Genomic DNA, 19,785 nt, shown 5'->3' with positions numbered 1-19,785 from the left:
GAGGGGATGGGGACGCGGTGCCGGCACGTCATGCGGGATCCGCGAATCGCAGGGGTTCGGGCAGCGACAGCTCGGTGTCGTGCCATACGAGGGCCGGTCTCGCGCCCGAGAGACCCGCCTCGGCTCCGTAGAGGGTGGAGCGGAGGTTCTGCAGCCGCTGAGGGAGCTTGTCCAGCGGGCCCGTCGGATCGAGGTGATCGAGCCGGGGGGCGTCGTCGTGCGACGCGGCTGCCCGGTCCCACAGGACGACGGGTACGCCCATCGCCAGGCACACCGGCAGAAGACGGTCTCGCTGCTGCGGTGGGCCGTGCAGGACGACCCGGAGGGTGTCGCGGTGTGTGGTGCTCAGCAGTTCGTAGAGATGCTGAATATCGACGGAGGGATCGCCGACCACCAGCGTGTGGGGTTCGTCGGCGGCCCAGCGGCGCTGGACCTCGCCGTCGGTTCTGATGATGAACTCGGGGCACCGGAGAGCAACTTGGTAGCGGCTGCCCAAGGCCATGCTGAGGCCGCTGACATCGGGGAGGACGTCCCGGAGCCCCGCGAGGTCGGGGAGGCCGTCCGCCAGCTCACTGCCCGTTTCCCAGCCGTCGACGTCGATCTCGAGATGGGCGGGGCCGACGACCACGTCCACCTGGGAGGGGGCGGGCTCGCCCGCCACGCGGCTGCCTTCCGCCGTCCGGCGCAGCAGCCTGCCGATCTCCTCGGGTGCCAGGAAGCCCTTCGGGGTGGCGACGCCCACGCGCGTCCCGTCCCTGTGCCAGAGCCAGATCTCGCAGCGGAAGGGGCCGGCCGGCTCGCCGTCCGCCGCGGTGAGGCGGGTGCCGACGCGGGTCACGGGGGACGGCCGGTGGGCGGCCCACGCCTCGGCGTCCGCCCGTCGCTCCGCCAGCGCCGAGGGGCTGATTCCCAGTCGGTCGGCGACGCGGTCGCACCATCCGCGCAAACTGTTGCGATGCGTGGTGTCGCTGGTGGCCGCGGCGGTGAACTCGGTCAGCCTGAGCAGCGCGGGAACCGGGACCGACTGAGCGGCTGCGAGACCGCCGTCGGGGTAGTCCTCCAGGTCGAGGATGATCGCGTCGACGTCCACCAACGTCGGACGGGATGCCTGCGAGAGCACGATCGGCAGGTTCATGAACCGGAGTGCCTCACGGGCGGCGCGCGCGATCAGACCGGGGTCGGCGTGGACGCTCGCCCGGAGGAACGCGACGAGTTGGCGGTGTTCGGCGAAAGAGAGCAGCCGGACGTGGTCCTCGACGCGGCCCAGTGCCAGCAGGGCGCTCAGCGCGCGGCGCCGGGGAGGGGCGTGCTCTACGGCCGGCGCCAGCGACTCGGACAGTGTGGCGAGCGCCCGGTCCTCCCTGAGCAGGACCGCCGCCAGTTCGTCGAGGGTGGGCGCGGGTGTCCCGCCCGTCGGCACATCACACCCCAGGGCGAACGACAGTTCGCGGCAGTGGTCGGTCCGCCTAACCGGGTCGTCCAGCAGGGTGCGCAACAGAGGCACCATCGCCTGTACGGAGGTCTCGCCGGGGCCGTTGGTGCGGTCCTGCCGCACCACCTGGCACTCCGCGACGACGTCGCCCGCCCCCGCCCGTGTCATCTCCTCGCGTATGGTCTGCCAGGGCACGGCCCAGCCCCGGCGCACGGTGTCCTGGGCCTTGAGGGCCGGACCGTCCGTCATCACCTGCGCGACGGCGAGTCCGGCGACAGTGGCGTCGGACCTGACCCACAGGGGACCACCGCTGTAGCCGGGGCCGATCGCCGCCCCGGTCAGGGATCCGTCCAAATAGCAGCAGCCATCGTGCTGGAGGCCGGCGACGGTGTTCGCGTAGGTGATCGCGGCGCCGCCACCGTGCCAGGCCCGCAGCTCCATGCCCTCCAGCATGTCCTGCCAGACGACGGGCCTGGTCCAGTCGGGGGCGGGTTCGTCGAGGTCCAGCACCGCCAGGTCACCGCCCCACACGGGGCTGCCGGCCCGCCGCTGGGGCGGCAGCCACAACGAGACGCGGCCGGTTCCCACACCGGCGGCCGCGTCGGCGCCGCGGAAGGAGACGGCGAACGCCCCGTCATGCTCGGGGTGTTCGGTGCTCAGTAGTGCGCGGCCCAGAGCGTCGTTGACGACGTGGGCACAGGTGAGGATGCGGCGGGCGGAGAGGAGGACCGCACCGCCCGCGGCTCTGGAGTCACTCGTACGCAGCAGCGCGGTGTGGGAGCCGGGTGCTGAACCGCGGATGAACCAGCCCATCCTAGGCCTCGCCGGATCCCTTGTTCTGCCAGGTGGCACTCACCGTCATCGTCGCCTGGCCGTTCACACCCACGATCCCGAGCTTGAGGTCCTGGCCGATCTGGACACCGAACTCGACCGTCAGCTCCTGGGGCGGGTGCGCGGTGCCGGTGACCGACGCGTGGACTTCCTCGAGGAGCGGACCGAGAGGGCTGAGCGCGGACTTCAGCACGTCCTGCGCCACCTCGGCGGCGCGTCGCCCCCTGGCCACAGGTGTGGCGGTCCCGAAGCCGTCGGGAAGGTCGGCGTCGTCCGGGGCGGCCGCAGCGGCGGGGAGCGGTGCTGGTTCCCCCACGGCAGCCAGCTCCACGCGTAACGCGGCTCCGCCGAGGTCGAGTTCAAGGTATTCCGGCATGCCCCGCATTGTGCACGAATCGAGGAACCCGCCGGGGCGGATGCCACAAGTCCGTTCGGTTCACGCCGGTAGGAACGCCTCGCCCGCGGGAAGGACGCCGGAATGCGAGGAGGCCGACCCCTTGGCACCACGCGGAGGGGTCCGCTCACGGATAAGCTGGCCTGATGCTTTCGAACATAAGTCCCTTTGAGCTACTGATCGCCGTGCCCCTGGGCCTTCTTGTCCTTCTCGTGCCGTCGATCATCGCCTACCGCAGGAAGGTGGAGCGGCTGTGGCTGGTCATCGTGGTGAGCCTGATCAGCGTCCCCACGGGGCTGCTGTGGTTCGTGGCCCTGTACATGGCGTTGACGATGCGCACCCGTGCTGCGGACGTCCCGCCGCTGAACGTCTCCGGTGGCACCGCGCTGAGCTAGAGGCAGGGGACAGCCGGGCGGCGCTCCCATTCCCCTGGGACCCACTGTCCGTGGTCAGGCGCCCGCGTGGACGTGTGCGGCCCACACCGACGGCAGGTTCGGATACTCCGTCCTGAGCTGTCTGACCGTGCGATGGACCGCCGCCGACGCGCACAGAGCGCCGGATCGGTCCGTGATCAACTCGCCGTAGATCCGCCGGCTGAAAGCCGGTGCCACGGCGTCGTCCACGCGCCAGAGCGTGCCTACCACCTGGGAGAACCCGGCTATCTGAAAAGCCGCCAACGGGTGGATCGCCTCGTCGGACAGGCGCGCGGTGGTGCGGGCGGTGTCGCAGGCGGACAGGAACGCGAACTCCGCGTTCCGCAGGCGTAGCCGGGAAAGGTCCAGCACCCGGAACGGCGCGCGGTCATGGTCGTGCAGCGCGAGGTGGCTGTCCGAAGGGTTGTCCGGGTCGCTGTACCCGTGGCAGGCGAAGTGCGCCCAGCCGCTGGACGGCAAGGCGTCGAGAACGGCGTCACGCGTCGCGTCCGCACCGACCAGGACCGTGGCGCCGGGTACGAGAGCGGCCAGGTGGTCGGCTTCCGTCTGTGCTCCGGGCAGGTCAGGGGCGTCCGGAGTGTGCGGCATCGCGACCACCAGCAGCCGGGGCCCGGTCCGGTTGTCGCGGCGGCCCGCGCGGGCATGCTCCAGAGCGCGGACCGTCGGCGTCGTCGAGGAGACGACGCGGTCGAGGAGCGCCGGGCCGCCGTCGCGATGGTGGCCCGCCGCGTGCAGGGGGAGCAGGCTGAGCGCCCCGACCGGGGCCCACCAGATCCTCGGCCACGGACCGTCCGCCGCCGGTTCCGCTGTCAGCCGCAGTTCGCCGAGTACCGGGCCCGCGACGGTGTCCCACAGCCATGCGAGCGTGTCGTGGATCGTCCGCTCGACGGCCGGCCGGCCCTCGGTGAACGCGGCGTGCAGAGCGCGCACTCGGTGGCTCACGGCCTCTTCGCTCAGCCCGCCCAGCGCGCGTGACCGGACCCCGTCCGGAGTGATGATCAGCGCGTCACATCGATGGCGGCTGACGTTGACGTACACGATCGGGCCCTCGTGCGCCTGCGCGGTGAGGTCGGTGAGCAGCGGGGGCCGCAGGAACCGTTCCATCCCGGGCAGCCCGCGGATCCGGTCGGTCACCGCGTCGAGTTCGTCGGCGAGGGCCACGCGGTCGCTCGTGGTGTCGGTTTCGAACTCCGCGGTGAGCGCCCGGAAGCGCTCGGCCAGTTCGGGTGCCCGCTCGCGCAGGTCGGAGAGGTCGCCGCGGCTGTCGAGCGCCTGGGCGGCGAGCACGCAGCGACCGGATTCCAGCAGGGTCACCGCGCTCACCTCGTCGCCGGCGGCCAGCGCACAGGCGGCCGCGTCGGCGGCGACCCCGGCGAACCGGCCCAGCCAGTACTGGGCGTCCTCGCGGCCCAGACGGCGCCCGGCGAGCCGGGGCAGCAGCCGGACCGCGGCGGCGTACCCCTCGGCGGCCACGTCGAACTGCCCGGCCTCGGCGGCCAGATCACCCCACCGGTCCGCTGCTTCCGCCCGCCTCTCCACCGGCGATCCGGCAGACGCCGCGGCTTCCCGGTAGCGGTCGAGTGCCTCGGTCAACGCGTCGTCGTCGCCGAGGTGCCGGAAGCCGAGCGCCAGAACGTCAGCGACGCTGGTCAGCAGACGCGCCCGGGAGTAGGCGTCCTGTTCGGGCCCGGCCGCCGCACTCCTGGCCAGGCCGACCGCCTCGGCGAGGACCTGGGGATCCGGCGGCTCCCGTGGCGCGGCGGCGGGTGCGGCCGGGTCGGTGCACCAGTCGCCGAGCGCGGCGGCCAGGCCCGCGGTGTACCCGGGCCAGTGAGGGCTCTCCGGCGGAGTCGCGGCCACGGACGCGCGACGCGCGGCGATCGCGTCCCGCAAGGCCATCCGGTCGCCGAACCTCTCGTACGCCATCCCCAGCACACCGCCGAGATTGGCCAGCCGCACCGCTCTGCCCGGGTCGTCGTCCGCCGTCACGTCCGCGGCCGCGCGGTGCGCGGAGATCGCCTCGTCGAGCACCCCCGCCTCGCCCGTCCTGGTGAACCAGTCGGACAGCATGGCGCCGAGGTTGGAGAGCCGCTGGGCCTGGTCGGCGACCAGGACCGCGCCGAGGCGGACGGACTCCCGCGCCCGGTCGACCGCCTCCGACAACATCCGCAGCTCGCCGGTGACCCGGAACCGGTTGTGCAGCATGACGGCGAGGATCCCGAGCGCACGCGGATGGTCGCCCCGACCGGCCGCGGCCTCGGCGGCACGGCGCGCGACGTCGATCGCGTCCATGACATGGGCCAGGTCACCGGTCGCGTGGAGCAACGCGTTGAGGTTGACGGCGAGGTTGCCCATGAACTGGACCCGCAGAGGATCGCCCGCCGACGTACATGCGACCGCCTCCCGCTCGACGGTGACGGCCTCCGCGAGCGCGGCGTGGTCCCCGAACTCCTCTCCGCGGGTGGCCAGCGCCGTGGCGAAGTGGTCCAGCCGCACGCCACGGCGAGGGTGCCCGGCGGGGGTCGCCGCCGCGACCGAGCGTCCGAGTCCGATCGCACGGTCGAGGCGGGCAGTGTCCCGGGACTGCTTGAACTCGGCGGCGTACCGGCCGCACGCCTCGGCTTCGGTGTCGGCGCGTTCCCAGCCACCGGCCGATTCCCTCCGCTCGCCGGTGAGGGCGGCCCAGTCCCGTTCCGTGGTCGTCAGCTCGACGAGGTTCTGCGAGTGCCGCGGGTCGGTGACCGGGGTGTGGGCCACCAGGGTTTGCCGGACGCGGAGCAGTTCGGCCAGATCACCCCGCGCCCCGCGCGCCCGGTAGCGGTCGTCGAGCAGGTACGCGAGGTTCTTCAACCGGTCGAGCACGTCGGACGACCCGGCGGGTGTGAGCTCGACCGCTCGCCGCGCGGCGTCGACGGCTTCCTCCAGGACACCGGTCTCCCCTGTGTCCACGGACCAGTCGCGCAGGACGACGGCGAGGAAGTGCAGGCTCCTGGCGGTGAACACGTCATCGGGGGAGCAGGCGACGGCTGCCCGGGCGTGCTCGACTGCTTCCGCCAGGGACGCGCGGTCCTCCGTCACGGTGTACGCGGTGCGGAGCGCGACGACGAGATTGCCCAGATAGAACGCCCTCTTCGTGGACGATTCCTCGTCGACGGCCGTCCGGCTCCAGTCCAGCGCTTCGGCCAGCGTTCCACGGTCCTGGTTCCGTGTGAACGCGGTGTGCAGCAGCATGCCGATGTTGTTGGCGTAGCCCGCCGAGTCCTCCGGGTCCTCGTACGCCAGGAGGTAGGCCTCGGTGACGTTCCGGACGGCTTCCCGCAGGAACGTGAAGTCGCCGGTCTGGTGGTAGCGGGTCTGCAGCAGGCCCCCGAGATTGGACAGCACCGTGCGGCGCCCGGCCACGTCCTCGCGGGCGGACAAGGCACGGCCGAGGTCGATCGCCTTCTCGACCGACGCGGGGTCCGCGCTGTGCCGGGCCACGCGGAACGCCTCCCAGAACCGCTCGGCGTGGCCGTCCGCGGGTTCGCCGCCCACGGGTCAGCCCTCGGTGCCGTTCGAGGGGCCGGCCGGTCCGCCGGGCGCCTCGTCCGGCTCGGGGAGCTTGCGTTTCGGGGTGTAGCCGCGATCCGCGGCCTCTTCCAGCAGCGCCGCCTCTTCGGGCGAGAGCTCGGGTTCGTGCGCCATCACGGCTCCTCCTCCGGCACGGCCGCCGGTTCTCCGGTTTCGACGAACTCCAGCACGTCGAAGTCTTCCGCCCGCAGTCGCAGGCCCGCCGTCCCGCGCACCCGCGCGCCGAACGACCCGTCGCCGCCCATCACCCGCGCCGATTCGAGGTAGAGCTCGGCCGGGTGGGGGTACGACGAGGCGTACGACCGGTCGCCGTACCAGCCGCCCGCCCAGTTGCCGTCCTTGAGCCGCACGCGTACGAAGCACGGCTCGCGGTCGCGGAACGCGTGGTCCCAGGCCGTGGGCGTGCGCAGGAACCGGGCCTTGCGCCGCTGCCGGTCCACCAGGGACACAGCGACCGCCGCCACGGCCGGCACGACGAGGAAGAGCACCACGGCGACGGAACCGACCAGCCGCGGCCGCTCCACGAATCCGCCCCAGCCGCCGCCGGTGCCCCGCGCCAGCCCTACCAGGGCCGGCCCCGCCACCACGGCGTACAGGGCGTCCAGCGCGATCGAGGCGACGATCGCCCGCAGCACCCGCTCACCCAGGTCCCGCTCACCGGGCACCGGCCCGCGGCGGCGTTCCCGGACGAACTGGTAGGTGACCCCGGGCAGCACCAGAAGGACGAGCAGGGCGAGTTGCAGGACGGTCGCGGGCGCCTGCACGTCACCACCCCCTGTCGCACGGACTCCCCTCCATCACGCTACTGGCTCGCGTGCTCCGCGGTCGGCAGAACACCTCTTCCCGCGACCTGCCGTCGCCCACCTCCTGAGCCCCTCAGGCGGCGTCGTACCGCGACGGCGGTGGCGGCACCGGTGACGAGCAGGGCGGTGGCCGCACCGGCGATCACCCCGGTGGCGTCGTTCGCGCCGGCGTCGGCGAGATCCGTCTCCTCGCCCGCCGGCGGCCGGACTTGCGGTGGTCGCTGCCCACGCGCACGACGCCGTCCAGTGCGAGGCCGTCGCCCTTCACACAGTGGGCCGCTGTCAGCACCCACGGGCCTGTGCTCCAGGGGGTCTCAGCCCTCGGGGTGCAGGAGGCCGCGCTCGTAGGCCTTCACCAGCCGTTGCGGCACCCGGTGGACGGAACCGTCGATCGTGACGGGCACCAGTTGAGGCGTCACGGCCTTCCACTGGGCGCGTCGGTGACGGGTGTTGCTGCGGGACATCTTCCGCTTCGGGACTGCCATGGGTTACCACCTTCGTCGTTGGTGTCGAGACGGTACATGGAAATGATAGTCATCACCAAATACTCGGGAGGCCGAACCTCGGTGCGGGGTCGCCGTCCGCCCGGGTGCTCCCGCGATGCCCGCTGCTGTGACCGCACCCGCCGCGACACCGGCGTGACACGCCGTTCGGGTACGGTGCGCGCTGAGTTGTCGGTGGGGCGGGGCGAGGGGAAGCGCGCGTGAGCACGGTGGATGTCGCGGGGAGCGCGGGCGGGATGCGGCGTCGGCTGGGCGTGTTCGACGCGGTGGTGATCGGCCTGGGATCGATGATCGGTGCCGGGATCTTCGTGGCGCTGGGCCCGGCCGCCGAGGCCGCGGGTTCGGGGCTGCTGCTCGCCCTGGCCGTCGCCGCGGTGGTGGCCTACTGCAACGCGACGTTCTCGGCGAGGCTGGCCGCCCGCTATCCCCGGTCCGGCGGCGCCTACGTCTACGGCCGCGAACGACTGGGCGCGTTCTGGGGCTACTTGGCCGGCTGGGCGTTCGTCGTGGGCAAGACCGCCTCCTGCGCGGCCATGGCCCTCACGGTCGGCGCGTACCTGTGGCCCGGTCAGGAGCGCGCGGTGGCGGTGGCCGCCGTGGCGGCGCTGACCGCGGTGAACTACGCCGGTGTGCAGAAGTCCGCGCGGCTCACCCGGGTCGTCGTCGCGGTGGTCCTGACGGTGCTCGCCGCCGTGGTCCTCGCCGCCCTGACCTCGTCCGGCGCGGACGCCTCACGGGTGCGTATCGGCTCGGACGCCGGTGTCGGCGGGGTGATCCGGTCCGCGGGGCTGCTGTTCTTCGCCTTCGCCGGGTACGCCCGCATCGCCACCCTCGGCGAGGAGGTGCGGGATCCCGCCCGCACCCTTCCGCGCGCCATCCCGATCGCGCTCGGCATCACGCTCGCCGTCTACGCCCTCGTCGCCGGCGCCGCACTGGCGGTACTGGGCCCGGGTGGACTGGCGGACACGACCGCCCCGTTGGCAGACGCCGTACGCGCCGCGGGGGCCGGCCGGCTCGCGCCCGTCGTCCGGGTGGGGGGCGCCGTCGCGGCCCTCGGCGCCCTGCTCGCACTGATCCTCGGCGTCTCGCGCACCACCCTGGCCATGGCCCGCGACCGGCACCTGCCGCACGCCCTGGCCGCCGTCCACCCCCGCTTCGGCGTCCCGCACCGCGCCGAACTCGCCGTCGGCGCTGTCGTCGCCGTGCTCGCCGCGACCACCGACGTACGCGGGGCGATCGGGTTCTCCTCCTTCGGCGTGCTGGCCTACTACGCCATCGCCAACGCCTCTGCCTGGACGCTCGCCCCCGAAGAGGGGCGGCCGAACCGCCTCGTCCCCGCCGTCGGCCTGACCGGCTGCGCGGTCCTCGCCTTCGCGCTGCCCCCGGGCGCCGTGATCTCCGGTGCCGCGGTCGTCGTCCTCGGCGCCGCCGTCTTCGGTGTCCGAAAGGCGGCGGGCGGCCGTTGGCTCCGCTGAAGCCGCCCCGCGTCAGGGCGGTCAGGAAGAGCCAGGGCGGTCAGGAGGAGCAGCAGCCGCCCGCCGTCTCATCGTCGGCCGGTGTTCCGGCACCGAGCCGGACCACCGTGGGTTCGGGTGTCGCGCAGCAGCCTCCGGTGCCGGCCTGGGTGGGGGCCGGGTCGTCGAAGAGGCCTGCCCCGCCGCAGACACCCGTTTCGGGGAGGGTGAGTTCGACGCGGTCGGCCGCTTCCAGGTCGCCGGCGAGGGCGGCGGCCACGGAGCGGACCTGCTCGTAGCCGGTCATGGCGAGGAAGGTCGGGGCGCGGCCGTAGGACTTCATGCCGGCCAGGTAGATCCCCGGTTCCGGGTGGGACAGCTCGCGGTGCCCGTGCGGGTAGACGGTGCCGCAGGAGTGCTGGTTGGGGTCGATCAGTGGCGCCAGTCCGATGGGGGCCCGCAGCCGATCGTCCAGGCCGAGGCGGAGCTCGTCCAGGAAGTCGAGGTCGGGGCGGAGGCCGGTCAGCACGATCACCTCGTCGACCGCGTCCAGGCGGCGTCCGTCCTCGCCCGCGAGCACGAGGCGGCCTTGGGCGTCGCGTTCGATCGCTTCGGTCCGGAAGCCGGTGACCGCGTCCACGTACCCCTCGTCCACAGCGGCCTTCGCGGCCAGTCCGAGTGCCCCGCGGGCGGGCAGCTGGTCGGCCGCGCCCCCGCCGAAGGTGGAGCCGGAGAGGCCCCGGCGCAGGACCCACACGCCCGTGGTGCCCGTGCCGTCGTCGGACTTCGCGAGGCCGGCGAGGGAGGCGAGGGCGGTGAAGGCGGAGGCCCCGGAGCCGATGACGGCGGTGCGACGCCCCGCGTAACGGGCGCGGACGGCCGGGTCCTGGAGGTCGGGGACCCGGTAGGCGATGCGGTCGGCTGCGGCCTGCTCGCCGAGGGCCGGCAGGCCGTCGGCGCCCGCGGGGGACGGTGTGGACCAGGTGCCGGAGGCGTCGATGACGGCGCGGGCGAAGAGTCGCTCCTCGCGCCCGTCGGCGAGGGCGATGTGCACGGCGAACGGCTGCTGGTCGCGGTCGGCGTCCACGATCCGGTCGCGGCCGGCGCGGGAGACGCCGGTGACCCGGGCGCCGAGGCGGATCCGGTCGCCCAGGGCGTCGGCGAGCGGCCGCAGATACTGCTCGGCCCAGTCCCCGCCGGACGGATACGTGTCCGGGGCGGGCCGTGTCCAGCCGGTGAGGGCCAGCAACTTCTCGGCGGCCGGGTCGACGACCTCGCCCCAGGTGGAGAAGAGGCGTACATGTGCCCAGTCGCGCACCGCGGCGCCCGCGGTGGCGCCTGCTTCCAGGACCAGGGGTTCGATGCCCCGGTCGATCAGGTGGACCGCGGCGGCCAGGCCGGTGGGTCCGGCTCCGATCACGACGACGGGCAGTTCGGTGGTGGCGGGCGCGTTCACGGCGGCGACTCCTCGCGTGTTTCGACATCTGTCGATGCCTTCTGCGGCCCAGGATGGCACTTGTATTGATGGGCGTCAACATAGACAGATGTCGAAATCGCGGACTCGCCCGTGCGGTGCTCCGGTTCCTCCGTGGGGGCGGCGGGGCGGGGATCACTCGGTTCGTCGGCCCCCTGGGCCCACTCTCGTCCGCCTCGCGCGCGGGTGAACCTCTGCCGCTCTGGTTTGACGTGTGTCAACATAGACGTATGTCGAATGCGAAGGTGCTGCCGCTGGTCGAGCCCGACGGCGGCCGGGGTGTGGTGCCGTGCTGTCCGCCCCTGACCGAGCGCCCGATGACCGCCGACGAGGCGCGGACGGCCGCGCGGATGTTCAAGGCGCTCGGTGACCCGGTGCGGCTGCGGCTGTTCTCCGCCGTGGCCTCGCACGAGGGCGGCGAGGCATGCGTGTGCGACATCTCCGACGTCGGGGTCTCCCAGCCCACCGTCTCCCACCACCTGAAGAAGTTGAAGGAGGCCGGGCTGCTGACGTCCGAGCGGCGCGGCACCTGGGTCTACTACCGGGTCGAACCGTCGGTGCTGGCCGGGATGGGCAGGCTGCTGGTGCAGCCCGCCGCCCGACCGTGAGGGTGACGGGACGGAGCGCGCGGTGAGCGGGGCGCCGGATGTCGTGATCGCGCCGCTGACCGCGGACCACGCCGAGCAGGTGCTGGCGATCTACCGGGCGGGCATCGACGAGGGCAACGCCACCTTCGAGACCGGCCCGCCCGACTGGCCGGGCTTTGACGCCGCGAAGCTGCCGGGCCACCGCTTCGTCGCCCTCGGCGGGCTCGGTGAGGTCCTGGGCTGGGTGGCGGCCGGCCGGGTTTCGGACCGCTGCGCGTACGCGGGCGTCGTCGAGCACTCCGTCTACGTCGACCCCGCCGCGCGAGGCCGCGGGATCGCTTCCGTCCTGCTCAAGGCCTTGGTCGACTCCACCGAGCAGGCCGGGATCTGGACCATTCAGGCCGGGATCTTCCCGGAGAACCCCGCCAGTCTCGCCGTTCACGAGCGGGCGGGGTTCCGGGTCATCGGCATCCGCGAGCGGATCGGGCGCCACCGCGGCGTCTGGCGCGACGTCGTTCTCGTCGAGCGCCGCAGCCCCGCCATCATGTGAGGGCCGGTCGGCAGTGCCGTCCCGGGTGCGGCGTCGCGGGGCGCCCGTGCCGCGTCACGGTGTCGTCGTCACCGCATTCGCGGCGAATGTGCGCCGCCAGGCGAGTGCGACGTACACCAGCCCGATCAGCACGGGCACTTCGATGAGCGGGCCGACGACGCCGGACAGGGCCTGTCCGGAGGTGACGCCGAAGGTGGCGATGGCCACCGCGATGGCGAGTTCGAAGTTGTTGCCCGCCGCGGTGAACGCGAGCGTGGTGGTGCGGTCGTACGCCAGGCCGAGGCTCTTCCCGAGGAGGAAGGTCCCGAAGAACATGATCGCGAAGTAGACCAGCAGCGGCAGGGCGATCCGTGCGACGTCGAGCGGCTGCGAGGTGATCGTCCTTCCCTGGAGGGCGAAGAGGACGACGATCGTGAACAGCAGTCCGTACAGCGCCCAGGGCCCGATCCTCGGCAGGAACCGCTGCTCGTAGCGCTCGCGCCCCATCCTCTTCTCTCCGAGGCGGCGGGTGAGGAATCCGGCCAGCAGCGGGACGCCGAGGAAGATGACGACGTTCAGGGCGATGTGCCACACGGAGACGTCGAGGCCCTGGCCGTCTCCGAGGTTCATCCAGCGCGGCAGCAGGTCGAGGTAGAACCAGCCCAGCAGGCCGAACGCGAACACCTGGAACACCGAGTTCAGGGCGACGAGGACGGCCGCGGCCTCCCGGTCGCCGCAGGCGAGGTCGTTCCAGATGATGACCATGGCGATACAGCGGGCGAGGCCCACGATGATCAGTCCGGTGCGGTATTCGGGCAGGTCCGGCAGGAAGATCCACGCCAGGGCGAACATGACCGCGGGGCCGACGACCCAGTTGACGACCAGGGAGGAGACCAGCAGTCTGCGGTCGCCGGTCACGCGGTCGAGCCGGTCGTAGCGGACCTTGGCCAGCACCGGGTACATCATCACCAGCAGGCCGAGCGCGATCGGCAGCGAGATCCCGCCGATCTCGATCTTCGCGAGGGCGTCGTTCATCCCGGGAACGGCGCGGCCCAGGCCCAGCCCGACGGCCATGGCGAGCAGGATCCACACCGCGAGGTAGCGGTCGAGGGTGGAGAGCTTCCTGACGATCGAGTCGTCCCCGTCCGGGCCGGCGCCCCGGGCCGCGGTGGTGGCGGGCTCGGCGGAGGTCATGGGCAGGCCCTCTTGTTCCCCCCGGTGGTACGGGCGGACTCGGCCAGCGCGGCGAACTGCTCCGACAGTCCGGCCAGGACCTCGGGCCTGAGCCGGTAGTAGGTGAAGCGGCCGCACGGTTCGGTCTCCACCAGCCCGGCCTCGCGCAGCACCTTGAGGTGGTTGGACAGGTTGGTCTGCTTGGCTCCGGTCTCCTCCACCAGGTGTGTCGTACAGAGCGTCTCGCGGGCGAGCAGGGTCACGATCCGCAGGCGGAGCGGATCGCTCAGCGCCCGGATCACATCAGGATCGACTGACGTCAGCATGCGCTGATACTCTCACATCACTACTCACTGATACCAGCGGGTGCTGAAGTCATCGGCGGCCCGGTTCCGCCGTGCGACGGGAGAGAACGATCACCATGGCCGAGTCCTCCGGCAAGCCGTCCGTCCTGTTCGTCTGCGTCCACAACGCCGGCCGCTCGCAGATGGCCGCCGCCTGGCTGACCCACCTGGCCGGGGACCGCGTCGAGGTCCGCTCCGCGGGCTCGAACCCCGAGGGCGCCGTCAACCCCGCCGCCGTCGAGGCGATGGCCGAGGTGGGGATCGACATCTCGGCCGAGACGCCGAAGGTGCTCACCGTCGACGCGGTCCGCGAGTCCGACGTCTGCGTCACGATGGGCTGCGGCGACACCTGCCCGGTCTTCCCCGGCAAGCGCTACCTCGACTGGAAGCTGGAGGACCCGGCCGGTCGCGGTGTGGCCGCCGTCCGCCCGGTCCGCGACGAGATCAGGACCCTCGTCGAGGGCTTGATCGCCGAGATCGCGCCGGAGGACGCGGCCCAACGGTATTGATCACGAGCGTTGTTCACGCCGACTGGTCCTGATCATGGCGAAGCCTCGTCGCCCGGCGCGGGCGCGGCGCACGGGCGGAGGACCATCAACGAGTCCTCCAGCGACGCGACCATGGCGAAGGGGAACCGGTCGAGTTCGAGGCAGAGCGCGACGTCGTCCGGATGGGCTCCCTGCCGTACGCCCCCCGTCAGTTCGGCGGCGGCGCGCGACCCGGCGGCACGGCGCAGGAACGGAGTCGCGTCCGTCCCGCCCCCGCTGGTGCTCCGGGCGATGTACTGAGCGCACGCCAGATCCTCCTCGGCGCGCCCCTCCTCGCCGGTCACCACGAACGTGACCGCTTCGCAGCCGTGTTGGCGCAGGAGCCGAGCCGTCGCGCCCGCCACCACGAAGCCGGCGCACAGCACCAGCGACGCTTCCTTGACCGCGAGGGCGCCGACGGTCCCCGCCGTGGTCTTCTGGACGACGGTCCGTCCGCCGAGGTCGAGGGATCGCAGCAGACCGGGTGAGTTGACGGTGTCGAAGCCGGGTGCGGGCGGACCGTCCTTGAGGGCCACCCAATCGGGATGGCGTGCCTTGAGCGCCAGGGCATCGGCCGGCGACTCGGCCAGGACGATCTTCTCGGCGCCTCGGCCGAACGCCCAGGCGGCCACCGTGAACGCCCGCATGACGTCGACCACGACCGCCACGGGCGGAGTTCCGGCCAGCTCGGCGATGCCGAGGAAACGAGCTTCCATCCGGTCATGATCGCGTACGTCCGGCCCGGAGCGCCAGGTCGGTGAAGCGGTTCACAGCGGCCGTGCCACAACGCACAACCAGCGGCCGCGGCGGCCCGGGCCGCCGGAGTGCCCGCGCTCACTCCGTCTCGATGCCCAGGAGTTCAAGGAAGGCCGCCGCCGCCGGGGTTCGGCTCTCCCGGCCCCAGATCACGTACTCGACGCGGGCCGGCGCGTCCGTGACCTCGATCGTGGTGACTCCGGTGAGGCCGGCGACGTACGCGGGCGGGAGCAGGGCCACGCCCAGGCCGGCGGCGACCAACCGGGCCAGGTAGTCGGCGTTCGTCACCTCGAAGGCGACCTCGCGGGTGAGGCCGGCGGCGGCGAAGGCGAGATCGGACTGCGCTCGGCCGGCGGTCTTCGCCGGGAGGTCCACGAACCCCTCCGAGGACAGCCGGTGAAGGTCGACCGAGGACGCGCCGGCGAGCGGGTGGGCCGGGGAGACCACGGCGATCAGCCGCTCCCTGGCCAGCTCCCGCGCGTGGACACCCCGGGGCCGGGCCGTGACCGGGATGCCGAGGAAGGCCACCTCGATCTCGCCCTCCCTGACCTGGTCGACGAGATCCTCGCTGGCCCCCACGCTGAGGCTGACCCGGGCCTTGGGGTGGCGCCGGTGGAAGTCCTTGAGGACGGAGGGGAGGTCCACGGCGGCGACGGTGGGAATCAGGCCCACCGTCAGGCGCCCGCGCACCTCCCCGACGGCCGCCGCCACTTCTGCCGCAGCGCGCTCCGCCGCGTCCAGGCACTGGCGCGCCGCGGGCAGGAACGCCGCGCCCGCCGGGGTCAACCGGACCCGGCGGCTGGTGCGTTCGAAGAGCCTGGCGCCCAACTCCTTCTCCAGGCGCGCGATCTGGTGGCTGAGCGCGGACTGGACCACCAGGCAGCGCTGGGCGGCCCTCGTGAAGTTGTTCGTCTCGGCCACGGCGATCACGTACCGCATCTGCTGGAGCTCCATGGATCCATCGTGAATCGAGATTCATCAGGTGACAAGCATGTGTTGGACTCATGGATGGCCCCGGCCCGAGACTGATGACGACCGCACACGGCAGGAGCCCCCTCGGGCCCGACCTCTTCGGTCGGCCACGCGACCGGGGCTTCTCCGGCGCGCCCGAAAGCGGAGCCACCGTGATCCCCCTGACTCCGAGGCGAGATGACGCGCAGACAGAACATCCGTACGGCCGCCCTGACCGGTCTCGCTCCGGCGGTCTGGGGCAGTACCTACCTGGTCGCCACCGAGCTGTTGCCACCCGACCGGCCGCTCCTGGCGACCACCGTGCGGGCCCTGCCCGGCGGGCTGGTGCTGCTGGCCCTCGGCCGGAGACTCCCCGCCGGTGTCTGGTGGTGGCGTGCGCCGGTCCTGGGCGTTCTGAACATCGGCGCCTTCAACTTCCTGCTCTTCCTCGCCGCCTACCGACTGCCGGGCGGCATCGCCGCCGTGATCATGTCGGCCCAGCCCATGATCGTCGTGGTCCTCGCCGCTCTCTTCCTCGGCGACAGGATCAGAGCCCTCCACGCCCTGGCCTGCGCCATGGGCGCCGGGGGAGTGGCGTTGCTCGTCTTCAGGGGCGCGGTGCCGCTCGACGCCCCCGGTGTCCTCGCGGCCGCCGGCGGTGCGCTGTGCATGGCCCTGGGCATCACGTTGACCAAGAGGTGGGGCAGGCCGGAAGGCGTCGGCCTGCTCACGTTCACCGGATGGCAACTCACGGCGGGAGGGCTGGTCCTGCTGCCGTTCTGGCTGTCGCTGGAAGGACTGCCGGACGGGCTCACCGGATCGAACGTCATCGGGTTCGCCCACCTCATCACCCTGGGCGCGGTCCTGAGCTACTTCGTCTGGTTCCGGGGCATCGAGCGCCTGCCCGCCGTCGCCGTCTCCTTCCTCGCGCTGGCGAGTCCGGTCGTGGCGACCCTGCTGGGCTACCTGGTCAAGGGCGAGACACTGTCCGTCCTCCAGATCGTCGGCATGGCCGTGATCCTCGGTGCGGTCGTGCTCGGCCAGCGCCCGCCCCCGGACCGGGGCCCCACCCCGGCAGACGCCGCGACACCCGGACCGGCACCGGCGCGGCGGGACCTCCGCGAACCACACCCGACCACACCCGGAGAGACGACATGACCGTTCACGAGGAGACGAACCCGCCGGCCACCTCGGGAGAGCCGGTGCCACCGGTCCGGGGCTGGGCGGGAGTCGCCGCCATCACCGCCAGCCTGTTCGTCTTCCTCACGACGGAACTGATGCCGATCGGCCTGCTCACCCCGATCGGAGAGAGCCTCGGGGTGTCCGTGGGCGCCGCCACCGGTCGCCGTACGACCGCTCGGCCGAGCTGACCCTCCCCGGGCCAGGACCGGATGCCGCTCGCCCCGACCCGGATCGTCACCGGGGCCAGGGGCTCATCCGGCGGTCCTGTTCACGCGGATCAGGGTCTGCTGGCCGTTCGCGACGAGCTTCCGGGGGCCGTCGGCCCGGACGCCGTAGACCTCCAGCTGACAGACGGTCAGGGTGCGGCCGGATCTGAGGACGCTGCCGATCGCTTCGAGGTGGTCACCGGCCGCGGGAGCGAGGAGGTTGATCTTGTACTCGACGGTGAGGACCTCGGACTCCTCGTCGAACAGGGTGAGCGCGGCGTAGCCGCCGGCGCTGTCCGCGATGGCGCCGGTGGCGCCCGCGTGGACGTAGCCGTGCTGCTGCGTCACCTCGGGGCGGGCCGGCAGCACGATGTGTACGCGGCCGGGGCCGATGTGGGCGAGGCGCGCGCCGAGGTGGGACATCAGGCCCTGCCGGCCGAAGCTGTCCTGGACGCGTTCGCGCACGGCGGGGCACGCCGCTTCCCGCTCTGTCCGGTCTTCCACGTACGCGTACTCCTTCGGTTCCGGGTCTGGTGGAGCGGGTCGGGGCGCCTCAGCCGGCCAGGCCTTCCAGCAGCAGGAAGGCGCCGGTGGCGATCATCATGGCACCGCTGACCCGGGCTAGGGTCCGGGCGGCCGACGGCCGGGTGGTCAGGACCGTGCGTGCCAGGACGCCGACGGGGAGGTGGACGACGGCACAGGCGGTCAGGTGCACCGTGCTGAGCGGGCCGAGATTCCTGCCGAGCCGCAGCTCGACGGCCGCCTCTCGGTCACCGAACCGGCCGCTGCCCGAACAGCCTTACCAGGCACCCCGGATCGCCCCCAGTACCCCACCACTCGATCCGCCCTCTCAGGCAGGAGCACCCCGGCTGTACGCCCGCCACAACGCCGCGTACTCGCCGCCGTGCGCGATCAGTTCGTCATGGGTCCCCTCTTCGGCGACCAGGCCGGCGGAGAGCAGCACGATACGGTCCGCGTCGCGCGCCTGGTCCAGACGGTGGGCGACGATCACACTGGTCCGGCCCCGGGTCACCCGGGCGAGCGCTGTCCGCAGCAGATCGCCCGCAGCCCCGGACTCGGCGGTGGCCTCGTCGAGCACGGCCACGGGCGGGTCGGCCAGCAGGACGCGGGCCAGCGCCAGGTGCTGGACCGCGCCGTCGTCGAGAGGTGTGCCGCCCGGCCCGAGGACGGTGTCGAGGCCGGACTCCAGGCTCTCCGCCCAGTCGGCGCCCACCGCGCGCAGCGCCTCGTGGAGCTCCTCGTCGGACGCGGCGGGGCGGGCCAGCCGGAGGTTGTCCGCGAGGGTGCCGCCGAACCGGTGCACCTCCTGGGTCACCAGATACCGGACGGCGGGCACCCGGGCGGACGACCCCACGGTGATCCGGCCGCCGGTGGGTTCGCCCAGGCCCGCCATCAGCCGCGCCAGGGTGGACTTGCCCGAGCCGCTCGCGCCCACGAGAGCGACACTGCCGCCCGCCGGCACGGTCAGGGTCACCTCGCTGAGCGCGGGGCGCAGTCCGTCATACGAGAACGAGACGTTCCGCACCGCGATCTCCGGGGGGTCCGGGGCGCGCGCCGGCCCCGGGACGGCGGCCCCCTCCTCGCGGCGTTCGGCGAGGTCGGTGATCCCGACCAGCCGGGCCAGGCCCACCGTCGCCCGCTGAATGTCGTCCAGACTGCCCAGGAGCGCGCCCACCGGTCCGAACAGGCGGTGGAAGTAGAGGGCGGCCGCGGTGGCCCCGCCGAGCGAGATCGCCCCCGCGCCGAGCAGCGCGTATCCGGTCGCGAGGACGGCGGCCAGTCCGACGAACTCCGCCGCGTTGAGCCACCCCGTGAAGCGGTTGCGCAGCCGTACGCCGTCGCGCTGCCGCTCGATGGCCCGCTCGCCCCGGTCGGACAGCTCGGCCAGGTGCCGGTCCTGGGTTCCGTACGCGCGAATGGTCTCCGCCCCGTGCACCGCCTCGATGACGCTCTGTCCGCGTGCGGACTCCAGCTTGCGGATGTCCCCGTACACCTGGTGGGTGCCGGCGAGGAAGCGGCGGGTGGCCAGGATGTGGACGGGAAGGCAGACCAGGCCCGCCAGGGCGAGGCGGGGGTCGAGGACCGCGAGCCCGACCAGGCTCAGACCGATGGTGAAGGCCGCGCCGGTCACCTCGGGCAGGACGTCGGACGCGGCCTCCGAGATGGCCTCCACGTCGTGGGTCACCCGGGACACCACGTCCGAACTGTCCGAGGACTCCACCAGGCCGGCGGGCAGCCGGATCGCGGTCGTGAAGACGTCCTCGCGCAGCGCGGCCAGGACGTCCTGGACCAGGGCGACCAGCATCCGCCCTCCCACGAGGGCGAGGGCCGCGCCGGTGGCCGCGACCACCAGCAGGGCGATGCCGAGCGTGGTCACCCGGCCGGTCCCGGAGCCTTCGGTGACCGCGTCGACGACGGAGCCGAGGAGGGGCGGGGTGGCGAGGGTGACCGCGGTCCCGGCGAGGAGGGTCCCCAGCGCCGCGCAGAGCCGGAAGCGGTGGGCGCCGAGTCGGCGCAGCAGTTCCCGCCGGGTCCGGCGGGGACCGGCGATGGGCAGGGTGGCGGGTTCCGGGGTCACCGGGGGGTTCCGTTCGGTTGGTGGCCTGTCTCTTTT

At 72.8% G+C, this 19,785-nt stretch carries 21 protein-coding genes; 7 read left to right on the top strand and 14 right to left on the bottom strand.

What is annotated here, in order from left to right:
* Nucleotides 1–28: 28 nt before the first annotated feature.
* Nucleotides 29–2,245: a trypsin-like peptidase domain-containing protein gene (locus HET64_RS08580; RefSeq protein ID WP_215103460.1), complete on the bottom strand. Its 2,217-nt coding sequence runs from the start codon at nucleotides 2,243–2,245 to the stop codon at nucleotides 29–31.
* Nucleotide 2,246: 1 nt separating this feature from the next.
* The gene (locus tag HET64_RS08575) at nucleotides 2,247–2,639 is read right to left on the bottom strand and encodes a CU044_2847 family protein (protein WP_215103459.1); all 393 of its coding nucleotides are present in this window, start codon (nucleotides 2,637–2,639) and stop codon (nucleotides 2,247–2,249) included.
* Between the two features lie 164 nt (nucleotides 2,640–2,803).
* Here HET64_RS08575 and HET64_RS08570 point away from each other — a divergent pair, with 164 nt between their 5' ends.
* Complete coding sequence (locus HET64_RS08570; RefSeq protein WP_215103458.1) at nucleotides 2,804–3,052, top strand: superinfection immunity protein; 249 nt, start codon at nucleotides 2,804–2,806, stop codon at nucleotides 3,050–3,052.
* A gap of 54 nt (nucleotides 3,053–3,106) precedes the next feature.
* Here HET64_RS08570 and HET64_RS39840 read toward each other — a convergent pair whose 3' ends face one another.
* The 4 genes from HET64_RS39840 to rpmF all read right to left on the bottom strand — a co-directional run bounded on the left by HET64_RS39840 (nucleotide 3,107) and on the right by rpmF (nucleotide 7,949).
* Entirely contained in the window at nucleotides 3,107–6,625 is a 3,519-nt protein-coding gene (locus HET64_RS39840) for a CHAT domain-containing protein (protein ID WP_215103457.1), read from the bottom strand.
* Nucleotides 6,626–6,628: 3 nt separating this feature from the next.
* Nucleotides 6,629–6,775, bottom strand: coding sequence for a hypothetical protein (locus tag HET64_RS08560; RefSeq protein ID WP_215103479.1), 147 nt, complete (start codon nucleotides 6,773–6,775; stop codon nucleotides 6,629–6,631).
* Nucleotides 6,775–7,425, bottom strand: a complete 651-nt coding sequence (locus HET64_RS08555; RefSeq protein ID WP_215103456.1) for a DUF6338 family protein — start codon at nucleotides 7,423–7,425, stop codon at nucleotides 6,775–6,777. Before HET64_RS08555 ends, HET64_RS08560 begins: the two co-directional genes overlap by 1 nt.
* A gap of 353 nt (nucleotides 7,426–7,778) precedes the next feature.
* Nucleotides 7,779–7,949 carry a 50S ribosomal protein L32 gene (gene rpmF / locus HET64_RS08550; protein ID WP_215103455.1) on the bottom strand — a complete coding sequence of 57 codons (171 nt, stop codon included), beginning with the start codon at nucleotides 7,947–7,949 and terminating at the stop codon, nucleotides 7,779–7,781.
* Between the two features lie 254 nt (nucleotides 7,950–8,203).
* Here rpmF and HET64_RS08545 point away from each other — a divergent pair, with 254 nt between their 5' ends.
* Nucleotides 8,204–9,442, top strand: coding sequence for an APC family permease (locus HET64_RS08545; protein WP_215103476.1), 1,239 nt, complete (start codon nucleotides 8,204–8,206; stop codon nucleotides 9,440–9,442).
* A 40-nt stretch (nucleotides 9,443–9,482) separates the two neighbouring features.
* Here HET64_RS08545 and HET64_RS08540 read toward each other — a convergent pair whose 3' ends face one another.
* Nucleotides 9,483–10,877 (bottom strand): NAD(P)-binding domain-containing protein, encoded by a 1,395-nt coding sequence (locus HET64_RS08540; protein ID WP_215103454.1) that lies wholly within the window; start codon nucleotides 10,875–10,877, stop codon nucleotides 9,483–9,485.
* 248 nt (nucleotides 10,878–11,125) lie between these two features.
* Here HET64_RS08540 and HET64_RS08535 point away from each other — a divergent pair, with 248 nt between their 5' ends.
* Nucleotides 11,126–11,503: a helix-turn-helix transcriptional regulator gene (locus HET64_RS08535; RefSeq protein WP_215103453.1), complete on the top strand. Its 378-nt coding sequence runs from the start codon at nucleotides 11,126–11,128 to the stop codon at nucleotides 11,501–11,503.
* Nucleotides 11,504–11,525: 22 nt separating this feature from the next.
* The gene (locus HET64_RS08530; RefSeq protein ID WP_215103452.1) at nucleotides 11,526–12,032 is read left to right on the top strand and encodes a GNAT family N-acetyltransferase; all 507 of its coding nucleotides are present in this window, start codon (nucleotides 11,526–11,528) and stop codon (nucleotides 12,030–12,032) included.
* Nucleotides 12,033–12,086: 54 nt separating this feature from the next.
* On the opposite strand, the gene arsB is transcribed toward HET64_RS08530, so the two are convergent.
* Both arsB and HET64_RS08520 read right to left on the bottom strand, forming a co-directional pair.
* Nucleotides 12,087–13,205 (bottom strand): ACR3 family arsenite efflux transporter, encoded by a 1,119-nt coding sequence (gene arsB / locus HET64_RS08525; protein WP_215103451.1) that lies wholly within the window; start codon nucleotides 13,203–13,205, stop codon nucleotides 12,087–12,089.
* Complete coding sequence (locus HET64_RS08520; protein ID WP_215103450.1) at nucleotides 13,202–13,510, bottom strand: helix-turn-helix transcriptional regulator; 309 nt, start codon at nucleotides 13,508–13,510, stop codon at nucleotides 13,202–13,204. Before HET64_RS08520 ends, arsB begins: the two co-directional genes overlap by 4 nt.
* 95 nt (nucleotides 13,511–13,605) lie before the next feature.
* Here HET64_RS08520 and HET64_RS08515 point away from each other — a divergent pair, with 95 nt between their 5' ends.
* Nucleotides 13,606–14,037 (top strand): arsenate reductase ArsC, encoded by a 432-nt coding sequence (locus HET64_RS08515; RefSeq protein WP_215103449.1) that lies wholly within the window; start codon nucleotides 13,606–13,608, stop codon nucleotides 14,035–14,037.
* A 32-nt stretch (nucleotides 14,038–14,069) separates the two neighbouring features.
* Here HET64_RS08515 and HET64_RS08510 read toward each other — a convergent pair whose 3' ends face one another.
* Nucleotides 14,070–14,771, bottom strand: coding sequence for a 2-phosphosulfolactate phosphatase (locus HET64_RS08510; RefSeq protein WP_215103448.1), 702 nt, complete (start codon nucleotides 14,769–14,771; stop codon nucleotides 14,070–14,072).
* A gap of 118 nt (nucleotides 14,772–14,889) precedes the next feature.
* Entirely contained in the window at nucleotides 14,890–15,765 is an 876-nt protein-coding gene (locus HET64_RS08505) for a LysR family transcriptional regulator (RefSeq protein ID WP_215103447.1), read from the bottom strand.
* Nucleotides 15,766–15,960: 195 nt separating this feature from the next.
* Between HET64_RS08505 and HET64_RS08500 the strand changes: the two genes are divergently transcribed.
* Nucleotides 15,961–16,920, top strand: coding sequence for an EamA family transporter (locus HET64_RS08500; RefSeq protein WP_215103446.1), 960 nt, complete (start codon nucleotides 15,961–15,963; stop codon nucleotides 16,918–16,920).
* Nucleotides 16,917–17,132 carry a hypothetical protein gene (locus HET64_RS08495; protein ID WP_251144996.1) on the top strand — a complete coding sequence of 72 codons (216 nt, stop codon included), beginning with the start codon at nucleotides 16,917–16,919 and terminating at the stop codon, nucleotides 17,130–17,132. The genes HET64_RS08500 and HET64_RS08495 overlap by 4 nt, the downstream gene beginning before the upstream one ends.
* Nucleotides 17,133–17,195: 63 nt before the next feature.
* Here HET64_RS08495 and HET64_RS08490 read toward each other — a convergent pair whose 3' ends face one another.
* From HET64_RS08490 to HET64_RS08480, 3 genes are all read right to left on the bottom strand, one after another.
* Nucleotides 17,196–17,573, bottom strand: coding sequence for a PaaI family thioesterase (locus HET64_RS08490; RefSeq protein WP_251144999.1), 378 nt, complete (start codon nucleotides 17,571–17,573; stop codon nucleotides 17,196–17,198).
* A 130-nt stretch (nucleotides 17,574–17,703) separates the two neighbouring features.
* Nucleotides 17,704–17,865 carry a hypothetical protein gene (locus HET64_RS08485; RefSeq protein WP_215103444.1) on the bottom strand — a complete coding sequence of 54 codons (162 nt, stop codon included), beginning with the start codon at nucleotides 17,863–17,865 and terminating at the stop codon, nucleotides 17,704–17,706.
* Between the two features lie 135 nt (nucleotides 17,866–18,000).
* Nucleotides 18,001–19,749: an ABC transporter ATP-binding protein gene (locus tag HET64_RS08480; RefSeq protein ID WP_215103443.1), complete on the bottom strand. Its 1,749-nt coding sequence runs from the start codon at nucleotides 19,747–19,749 to the stop codon at nucleotides 18,001–18,003.
* Nucleotides 19,750–19,785 lie beyond the last annotated feature (36 nt).

Origin of the sequence: Streptomyces sp. McG3 (assembly GCF_018619185.1) — a bacterium.
Lineage (GTDB): Bacteria > Actinomycetota > Actinomycetes > Streptomycetales > Streptomycetaceae > Streptomyces.
This window is presented reverse-complemented; position numbering and strand designations above follow the sequence as displayed.